Raw genomic sequence first — 8,084 nt, 5'->3', positions numbered from 1 at the left:
GACGAGGACGCCGCCCTCGCCACGCTGAAGGCCGCGGAGCCGTGGCTGGACCGCATCACGGGCGTTGGCCTCGACTCCTCCGAGGTCGGCCACCCCCCGTCGAAATTCCGGCGCGTGTTCGACCGCGCCGGTCAGATGGGCCTCAAGCGCGTCGCCCACGCCGGCGAGGAGGGCCCGCCCGCCTACGTCCACCAGGCGCTGGACCTGCTGCACATCGACCGCATGGACCACGGCAACCGCTCGATGGAGGACGATGCCCTGGTCGAACGACTGGCGCGCGAACGGATGACCCTGACCGTCTGCCCGCTGTCCAACCTCAAGCTCTGCGTGGTCGACGACCTGAAGGATCACCCCGTCCCCGAGATGCTCCGCCGCGGGCTGCACGTCACCCTCAACTCCGACGACCCCGCCTATTTCGGCGGCTATGTGAACGACAACTACATCCGGCTGGCCGAGGCGGTGGGCCTGACGCGGGAGCAGGTGACGCAGCTGGCGCGCAACAGCTTCGAGGGGTCGTTCCTGAGCGAGGCGGAGAAGGCGGCGCGGCTGGCGGAGCTGGACGCCTACTCAGCGGTCTGACGCCGGGAGGCGGACTCGGCGAGGTACGCACCGGCGTGGAAACAGGCCCGGAGCAGGAGGTTGGCTGCGCCGGACGCACGGGCGGACGCTGAACCACCCTTTGTATTTCCCGCGCGCTTCCAGCGATCCTGCCTCTGCTGCCGGGCACAGGAACCGCGAAACTGTCTGCGCTTTCTTCCGCGATGGAGGGCGGTCCGTGCCGAGGTACTTCTTCGAGACGTTGGAAGGCAGAAGAGTTGGCCGCGACGTTGAGGGGCTGGAGCTCCCCGACGACGTCGCCGCCAAACGCACGGCCTGGGCGAGCCTGTCCGATCTTGTCGCGGATCGGGCGGAGACGAGCGATGGTCCCCTGGCTGTCAAGGTTACGGATGCGGAGGGGCGGCTGGTATACGAGGTGGCGGCCACGGGCGGCCTAAACGTGAGCGCCGAGCTACCCTCTTTCCAGCAGAGGGACGCGTCAGCACGAAGGCACTAGCTCTCAGGACCCGTCCCGTCTCACGGCGAGGCCAGCGGACCTGGTCGCCGGAGGCAAGGTCAGCGACAGCGGGGACGCTGACACCCTGGCCGCCCACGCTTGACTTCCCCATTGAGTCGGGGCCTAGGTCGCGGCGCTCTCGCGGGAGAGATCGGGCCCCTCAAAGGTCCCGGAGCCGAAGGCGCAACCGCCCCGGAAACGCTCAGGCAAACGGACCGCGAGGACATACGGACGCTGGAAAGTCGCTCCCCGGTTCGGGATTCATGAGCGCGCCGACGGAGCAAGCCCCGACTTGGGCGGAATCTCTCAGGCTTCAGGACAGCGGGGGCGCGAGGACGGCGGAGCTTCCGCTGCAAAACGCGACCGTGAAAGTCTGACCATGACCGACGAGACCCTGAAGACCACGCCCCTCAACGCCGCGCACCGCGCCGCCGGCGCCCGCATGGTCGGCTTCGGCGGCTACGACATGCCGGTGCAGTACGAGGGGGTGCTGGCCGAGCACCGCTGGACCCGCGACCACGCCGGCCTGTTCGACGTCTCCCACATGGGCCAGTGCCGCATCTCGGGCGACGACGCGATCAGCCAGTTCGAGCGCTTCGTCCCCGGCGACTATGCGATCCTCAAGGCCGGCAAGCAGAAATACTCGCTGCTGCTGAACGCCGAGGGCGGGATCATGGACGATCTGATGGCGGGCAAGCCCGACCACGACGGCCTTTATGTCGTGGTCAACGCCGGCAACAAGGACGCCGACTTCGCCTTCCTGCAGGAGAACCTGTCAGGCGACGCGACCTTGAAGATCCTCGACGACCGCGCCCTGCTCGCCATCCAGGGGCCCGAAGCCGCCGAGGTGATGGCGAAGCACGAGCCCCTGCTGGCCGAGATGGGTTTCATGGAATGCGCGCGGCTGATGCTTTTCGGCTGCGACTGCTTCATCTCCCGTTCGGGCTACACGGGCGAGGACGGCTATGAGATCTCAGTTCCGGCCGATCATGCCGAGCGGGTCTGGAACACTCTGCTGGAGGACGCCCGGGTCAAGCCGATCGGCCTCGGCGCGCGCGACAGCCTGCGCCTGGAAGCCGGCCTGCCGCTGCACGGCCATGACATCGACGCCACGACCTCGCCGGTCGAGGGCGGCCTGACCTTCGCCCTGTCCAAGTCGCGCAAGGAGCGCGCGGACTTCAACGGCGCCGACCGCATCCTGAAGGAGCTGGCCGACGGCCCGTCGCGGGTCCGCGTCGGCCTCAGCGTCAAGGAAGGCGCTCCGGCCCGCGAAGGCGCGGAGATCGCCGATATGGAGGGGACCGTCATCGGCACGGTCACCTCGGGCGGTCCCTCCCCCACGCTGGGCCGCAACATCGCCATGGGCTATGTGCCGCCGCGGTTCGCCGATCTGGGCACGGAGCTGAAGGTGGTCGTGCGCGGTCGTCCCGCCGCCGCCGAGGTCGTCGCCACGCCCTTCGTCGCCCAACGTTACTATCGCAAACCGAAAGCCTGAGGATCGGATCGATGCATTTCTCCAAGGATCACGAGTGGGTTCGCTTCGATGGCGACGTCGCCACCGTCGGCATCACCAAACACGCCGCTGACGCCCTCGGCGACGTGGTGTTCGTCGAGACCCCGGAGGCCGGCAAGTCGGTTTCCAAGGGCGACAGCTTCGCCGTGGTCGAGAGCGTCAAGGCGGCCTCGGACGTCTACGCCCCGGTGTCGGGCGAAGTGGTCGAAGGCAACGCCGCCCTCGCCTCCGCGCCCGAAACCGTCAACGCCGATCCCGAAGGCGAGGGCTGGTTCGCCAAGATCCGCGTCGCCGCCGCCGCGACCGATGGTCTGATGGACCGCGCGGCCTACGACCAGTACCTGAGCACGCTGTGAACTGAAGCCCTCCCCCTCGAGGGGGAGGGTTTGGGTGGGGTGGAGGCACGCTCCCTCCTGCCTGGAATCCGATCGGCGCCGAACGCGACCCGTTCTGCGCCAGCCTGCCACCACCCCATCCCAACCCTTCCACCTCGAGGGGAAGGGCTTTGGAGCGAACCATGCGCTACCTCCCCCTGACGCCCGACGACCGCACGGCGATGCTCGCCGCCATCGGAGCCAAGTCTATCGACGACCTGTTCGTGGACGTCCCCGAACCGGCCCGGCGCGAAGGGTTCGTGGACCTGCCGCGGGTGGCGGGCGAGCTGGAGGTCGAGCGGGCGCTTGGTGCGCTGGCGGCGAAGAACATCACCGCCGGAACCGTCCCGTTCTTCTGCGGCGCCGGAGCCTACAAGCACCACGTGCCGGCCACCGTGGATCATGTCATCCAGCGTTCGGAGTTCCTGACCAGCTACACCCCCTACCAGCCGGAAATCGCCCAGGGCACGTTGCAGTACCTGTACGAATTCCAGACCCAGGTGGCGAACCTGACCGGCATGCCGGTGGCGAACGCCAGCCTCTATGACGGCTCGACGGCCATGGCCGAAGGGGTGCTGATGGCCACCCGCGTGACCCGCCGCAACAAGGCGATCATCTCCGGCGGCGTACACCCGCACTACGTCGCCGCCACCGAGACCGTGGTCCACGCCGTCGGCGTCGAGACCCAAGTCCTGCCGGCCGCCGTCGACGCGGAAGCCGACGTGATCGCCCAGATCGGCCCGGATACGGCCTGCGTCGTCGTCCAGACCCCGAACGTGTTCGGCACGGCCACCGACGTGACGAAGATCGCGGAAGCGGCCCACGCGGCCGGCGCCCTGCTGATCGTCGTGGTCACCGAGGCCGTGTCGATGGGCCTGCTGAAGTCGCCCGGCGAGATGGGGGCGGACATCGTCGCCGCCGAGGGCCAGTCGATCGGCAACGCTCTGAACTACGGCGGCCCCTACGTCGGCCTGTTCGCCTGCCGCGAAAAACTGGTCCGCCAGATGCCGGGCCGCCTGACCGGCGAGACGGTCGACGCCGACGGGGAGCGCGGCTTCGTCCTGACCCTGTCGACGCGCGAGCAGCACATCCGCCGCGACAAGGCGACCTCGAACATCTGCACCAACTCCGGCCTGTGCACCCTGGCCTTCACCATCCACATGAGCCTCCTGGGCGAGACGGGCCTGCGGCGCATGGCGCTGCTCAACCACGAAAACGCGCTGGCGACCCGCGACGCGCTGGCCGCCATCCCGGGCGTCCAAGTCCTGACCCCGCGCTTCTTCAACGAGTTCGCCGTCCGCCTGCCGAAGCCCGCCGTCGGCGTGGTGGAGCAGTTGGCCCAACGCGGCATCCTCGCCGGCGTGCCCTATGGCCGCCTCGCCCCCGGAGCCGGCATGGATGACGTCCTGCTGGTCGCCGCGACCGAGGTCACCACGGACGCGGACATCACCGCCCTCAAGACCGCCCTGGCGGAGGTTCTATAATGAGCACGATGAACACGGTCGGCCGTCCGACCACCCCGAACGCCGTGACCTCCAAACCCGCCACCCTGACCGGGGGCCGCGGCCTGCTGCAGAACGAGCACCTGATCTTCGAGAGCGACGGCTGGGGCAAGACCGGCGTGGACCTGCCGGAACCGAAGACGGACGGCTCCGACCTCGGCGACCTTGTGCGGCGCGATCCGATCGGCCTGCCGGGCCTGTCCGAGCCCGAGACCATGCGCCACTATGTGCGCCTGTCGCAGAAGAACCACGCCATCGACCTGGCCATCTATCCGCTCGGCTCGTGCACGATGAAGCACAACCCGCGCCTGAACGAGAAGATGGCCCGCCTGCCCGGCTTCTCGGACATCCACCCGCTGCAGCCCCAGTCGACCGTGCAGGGCGCGCTGGAGCTGATGGACCAACTGGCGCACTGGCTGAAGACCCTGACCGGCATGCCCGCCGTCGCGCTGTCGCCCAAGGCCGGCGCCCATGGCGAGCTGTGCGGCCTGATGGCCATCCGCGCCGCACACGAAGCCTCGGGCGAGCACGAAATGCGCCGCAAGGTGCTGGTGCCGACCTCGGCTCACGGCTCCAACCCGGCCACCGCCGCCTTCGTCGGCTACACAGTCGTGGAGGTCGCCCAGACCGACGACGGCCGCGTCGATGTCGCCGACCTCGCGTCCAAGCTGGGCGACGACGCGGCCGCCATCATGGTCACCAATCCCAACACCTGCGGCCTGTTCGAGCGCGACATCCTCGAGATCAGCCGGCTGACCCATGAAGCAGGCGCCTATTTCTACTGCGACGGGGCCAACTTCAACGCCATCGTCGGGAGGGTCCGGCCCGGCGACCTCGGCGTCGACGCCATGCACATCAACCTGCACAAGACCTTCTCGACGCCGCACGGCGGCGGCGGCCCCGGCGCGGGTCCGGTGGTGCTGTCCGAAGCGCTGGCCCCCTTCGCCCCGGCCCCGTGGGTCGTGCAGGGCGAGGACGGCTACCGCCTGATCGAGTTCGCCGAGGACGAGGCGGAGCAGGCATTCGGCCGCCTGTGCGCCTTCCAGGGCCAGATGGGCATGTACGTCCGCGCCCTCAGCTACATGATGAGCCACGGCTCCGACGGCCTGCGTCAGGTCGCCGAGGACGCCGTGCTGAACGCCAACTACATCAAGGCGCGGCTGCAGGACCTGATGAGCCCCGCCTTCCCGGACGGCCCGTGCATGCACGAGGCCCTGTTCGACGACGAATGGCTGAAGGGCACCGACATCACCACGCTCGACTTCGCCAAGGCGATGATCGACGAGGGCTTCCACCCGATGACCATGTATTTCCCGCTGGTCGTCCATGGGGCCATGCTGATCGAGCCGACCGAGACGGAGTCGAAGCAGGAGCTGGACCGCTTTATCCACGCCATGCGGGCCCTCGCCCAAGCGGCGAAGGCTGGCGATTCCGAACGCTTCAAGGGCGCCCCGTTCCACGCCCCGCTGAAGCGGCTGGACGAGACCCGCGCCGCCCGCGCGCCCGTGCTACGCTGGACCGCGCCCGAAGGCTCGAACATCGCCGCGGAGTAAACCAATGCGCCCCATCCTCGCAGCCGGGCTCGCCCTCTTCTTCATGGGAGCCGCGGTGGCGGAGACTGCGGCCCAGACGGTCCCGCCGCCTGCCCAAAGCCGGGATCACGCGAGCGCCCGCGCCTTCATGGACGCCTACGCGCAGGATCTGCGGAACAGCGACCGCGAAGCCGTTATCGGCCGCTACGACCCCGCCGGGGCATGGTTCGTCGGCGGCGGCCGAGGCGAGTGGCTCAACCCCGCTCGGATCGCCGAAAACTACCGCGCGGAAGCGTGGCGGCCGCCCGCCGACTTCGCCTTCGAGGACCTCGCCTTCGTCACCGCGGGGGACGACGTCGTGACCGTCACCGGCCGCTTCAACTGGCCCCGCCCGGACGGCAGCGCCCGCCCCATCGCCTATCACGGCCTGCTGGTCCGCATCGACGGCCAGTGGCGGATCCGGGTCGAGGACGAGACTCCCGTGCTCAATATCCGTTAGCCGACTGCCCGAGCACGGCAATGTGAACGCCGTTCGTTACAAGAGGCGTATGCTCACTGACGCGTAACTGAACCATGAGAAGCGTTGGGAGGCGCTATCGGTCATGATGTCACGCGTACAAAAGGGTATGGCCGCCGGTCTTGCGGCCACCGTCGTCGTCTCCATCCTCGAGATTGCGAACATGACGCTGGGCCCCTGGGCCGCCAGCTTTCCGAGACTGCTTTCCGTGATGTTGCAGATGCCCGACACGATGGCCGTCGGCTGGGCCGCTCACTTGCTGATCGGGACGTTCGTCCTCGGGCCGGCCTTCGGCGTGCTCTGCCCACGGCTTCCGACGGATACGCCGGAGTCGAAGGGCATTCTGTTCGCCATTGGAGCCTTCCTGGTCATGGGTCTGACCGTCGCGCCGCTCAGCGGGGTTGTCGGTCGCCCGGTCGGGATGTTCTTCATGCAGGCGGGCTTCGGCACGCTCGCGTGGATGATCGCCACGCACGCCGTGTTCGGCATCGTGCTCGGCACCGTCTACGGGCGGCTGGTGGAGCGCGAAAAGCGGACCCGGTCCCTCGCCGGCACGGCTCCGGCTCACTGACGAAAAAGGCCGCGCCGGCGGACCGGCGGGGCCTCGATCGTTCGGCGGTCCGCGACGGCTAGTTGAGCCGCTGGCCGATCTGGCCGATCGCGGCGTCCAACAGCGGGTCGGTGGTCTGGTTCGCCAGCCGGGCGGTCAGGATCTGTTCCGCCGCGCGCGCCGCCAGATCGGCGGCGGCGGCCTTCACCTCGGCCGCGGCCTGGGCCTCCGCCTGGGCGATGCGGCGCTCGGCCAGGGCTTCGCGGCGTGCGAGCGACTCCTCCAGCTTGACCTTGGCGTCGGCCTCCATCTGGCGGGCGTCTGCTTCGGCCGCGCGCAGCATTTCGGCGGCCTGCGCCTCGGCCTCGGCCTTCTCGGCGCGGATCTGGACCAGCAGGGCCTCGGCCTCGGCGCGCAGGCGGGCGGCCTCGTCGAGTTCCGACTGGATTTTGGCCGCCTTGGCGTCGAGTTGGCCGGCGACCAGCTTGGGCACGCCGACGACGATCAGTATGCCGAAGAACAGCAGCAGTCCGACCGCCACCCAGAGCTCCGGGTTCGACAGGCTGTAGAGATGCGGGTTGAAGAATTCCATCAGGCGGCGCCCTTCACGGCGGCGGCGGCTTCGGCGCCGGTGGGCGCCTTGCCGGTCAGGCGTTCGACGATGGCGACGGCCGTGTCGGACGCGATCGAGGCGACATTGGTCATGGCCGCGTCGCGGGTGCGGCCGATAGCGGTCTCGGCCTCGGCGATGCGGGCGTTGACCACGGCTTCTTCCTGGGCGGCGCGGGCGTTGGCCTGTTCGGTGACGCGCGCCTTGGCGGCGGCGGCGGTCGAGCGGGACGAGGCGCGAGCGGCCTCGACCTCAGCCTTGGCGGCTTCGGCTTGGCCGGCCGCCTCAGCTTGAACCTGGCGGGCCGCCGAGACGGCGTCGGCGATGGTCGCCGCGCGTTGGTCGATCACGCCCCGCAGACGCGGCACGAAGACCTTGGCCATCAGCCAGTAGAGGATGGCGAACAGCAGGACGAGGTAGACGATCTGGCCG

10 protein-coding genes and 2 riboswitches are annotated in these 8,084 nt (G+C 69.1%); of the genes, 8 read left to right on the top strand and 2 right to left on the bottom strand.

Features of this window, described 5'->3' with window-relative positions:
* The 8 genes from add to VGB60_RS07425 form a co-directional block, all read left to right on the top strand.
* Nucleotides 1-579: adenosine deaminase (add, locus tag VGB60_RS07455; protein WP_331037637.1), on the top strand; the 579-nt coding region annotated here is incomplete at its 5' end.
* Nucleotides 580-775: 196 nt separating this feature from the next.
* A complete protein-coding gene (locus tag VGB60_RS13330; protein ID WP_414644485.1) occupies nucleotides 776-1,054 on the top strand; it encodes a DUF6894 family protein in 279 nt (92 codons plus the stop codon).
* A gap of 132 nt (nucleotides 1,055-1,186) precedes the next feature.
* Nucleotides 1,187-1,282, top strand: a riboswitch (glycine riboswitch).
* A gap of 4 nt (nucleotides 1,283-1,286) precedes the next feature.
* A riboswitch (glycine riboswitch) is annotated at nucleotides 1,287-1,378 on the top strand.
* 55 nt (nucleotides 1,379-1,433) lie between these two features.
* Nucleotides 1,434-2,549: a glycine cleavage system aminomethyltransferase GcvT gene (gene gcvT, locus VGB60_RS07450; RefSeq protein ID WP_331037636.1), complete on the top strand. Its 1,116-nt coding sequence runs from the start codon at nucleotides 1,434-1,436 to the stop codon at nucleotides 2,547-2,549.
* 11 nt (nucleotides 2,550-2,560) lie between these two features.
* Entirely contained in the window at nucleotides 2,561-2,923 is a 363-nt protein-coding gene (gene gcvH / locus VGB60_RS07445; protein WP_331037635.1) for a glycine cleavage system protein GcvH, read from the top strand.
* A gap of 161 nt (nucleotides 2,924-3,084) precedes the next feature.
* On the top strand, nucleotides 3,085-4,425 hold the full coding sequence (gene gcvPA, locus VGB60_RS07440) for an aminomethyl-transferring glycine dehydrogenase subunit GcvPA (protein WP_331037634.1): 1,341 nt from the start codon (nucleotides 3,085-3,087) through the stop codon (nucleotides 4,423-4,425).
* Nucleotides 4,425-5,996: an aminomethyl-transferring glycine dehydrogenase subunit GcvPB gene (gcvPB, locus tag VGB60_RS07435; RefSeq protein WP_414644484.1), complete on the top strand. Its 1,572-nt coding sequence runs from the start codon at nucleotides 4,425-4,427 to the stop codon at nucleotides 5,994-5,996. Before gcvPA ends, gcvPB begins: the two co-directional genes overlap by 1 nt.
* A 4-nt stretch (nucleotides 5,997-6,000) precedes the next feature.
* Nucleotides 6,001-6,474 (top strand): DUF4440 domain-containing protein, encoded by a 474-nt coding sequence (locus VGB60_RS07430; RefSeq protein ID WP_331037633.1) that lies wholly within the window; start codon nucleotides 6,001-6,003, stop codon nucleotides 6,472-6,474.
* A 106-nt stretch (nucleotides 6,475-6,580) separates the two neighbouring features.
* Nucleotides 6,581-7,063 carry a DUF6789 family protein gene (locus VGB60_RS07425; RefSeq protein WP_331037632.1) on the top strand — a complete coding sequence of 161 codons (483 nt, stop codon included), beginning with the start codon at nucleotides 6,581-6,583 and terminating at the stop codon, nucleotides 7,061-7,063.
* Nucleotides 7,064-7,121: 58 nt separating this feature from the next.
* On the opposite strand, the gene VGB60_RS07420 is transcribed toward VGB60_RS07425, so the two are convergent.
* Both VGB60_RS07420 and VGB60_RS07415 read right to left on the bottom strand, forming a co-directional pair.
* Complete coding sequence (locus VGB60_RS07420) at nucleotides 7,122-7,634, bottom strand: F0F1 ATP synthase subunit B (RefSeq protein WP_331037631.1); 513 nt, start codon at nucleotides 7,632-7,634, stop codon at nucleotides 7,122-7,124.
* Nucleotides 7,634-8,084, bottom strand: a 451-nt coding sequence (locus VGB60_RS07415) for a hypothetical protein (RefSeq protein ID WP_331037630.1), incomplete at its 5' end; no start/stop codon positions are given. The genes VGB60_RS07420 and VGB60_RS07415, both read right to left, overlap by 1 nt.

This window comes from Brevundimonas sp. (assembly GCF_036399195.1).
Lineage (GTDB): Bacteria > Pseudomonadota > Alphaproteobacteria > Caulobacterales > Caulobacteraceae > Brevundimonas.
This window is presented reverse-complemented; position numbering and strand designations above follow the sequence as displayed.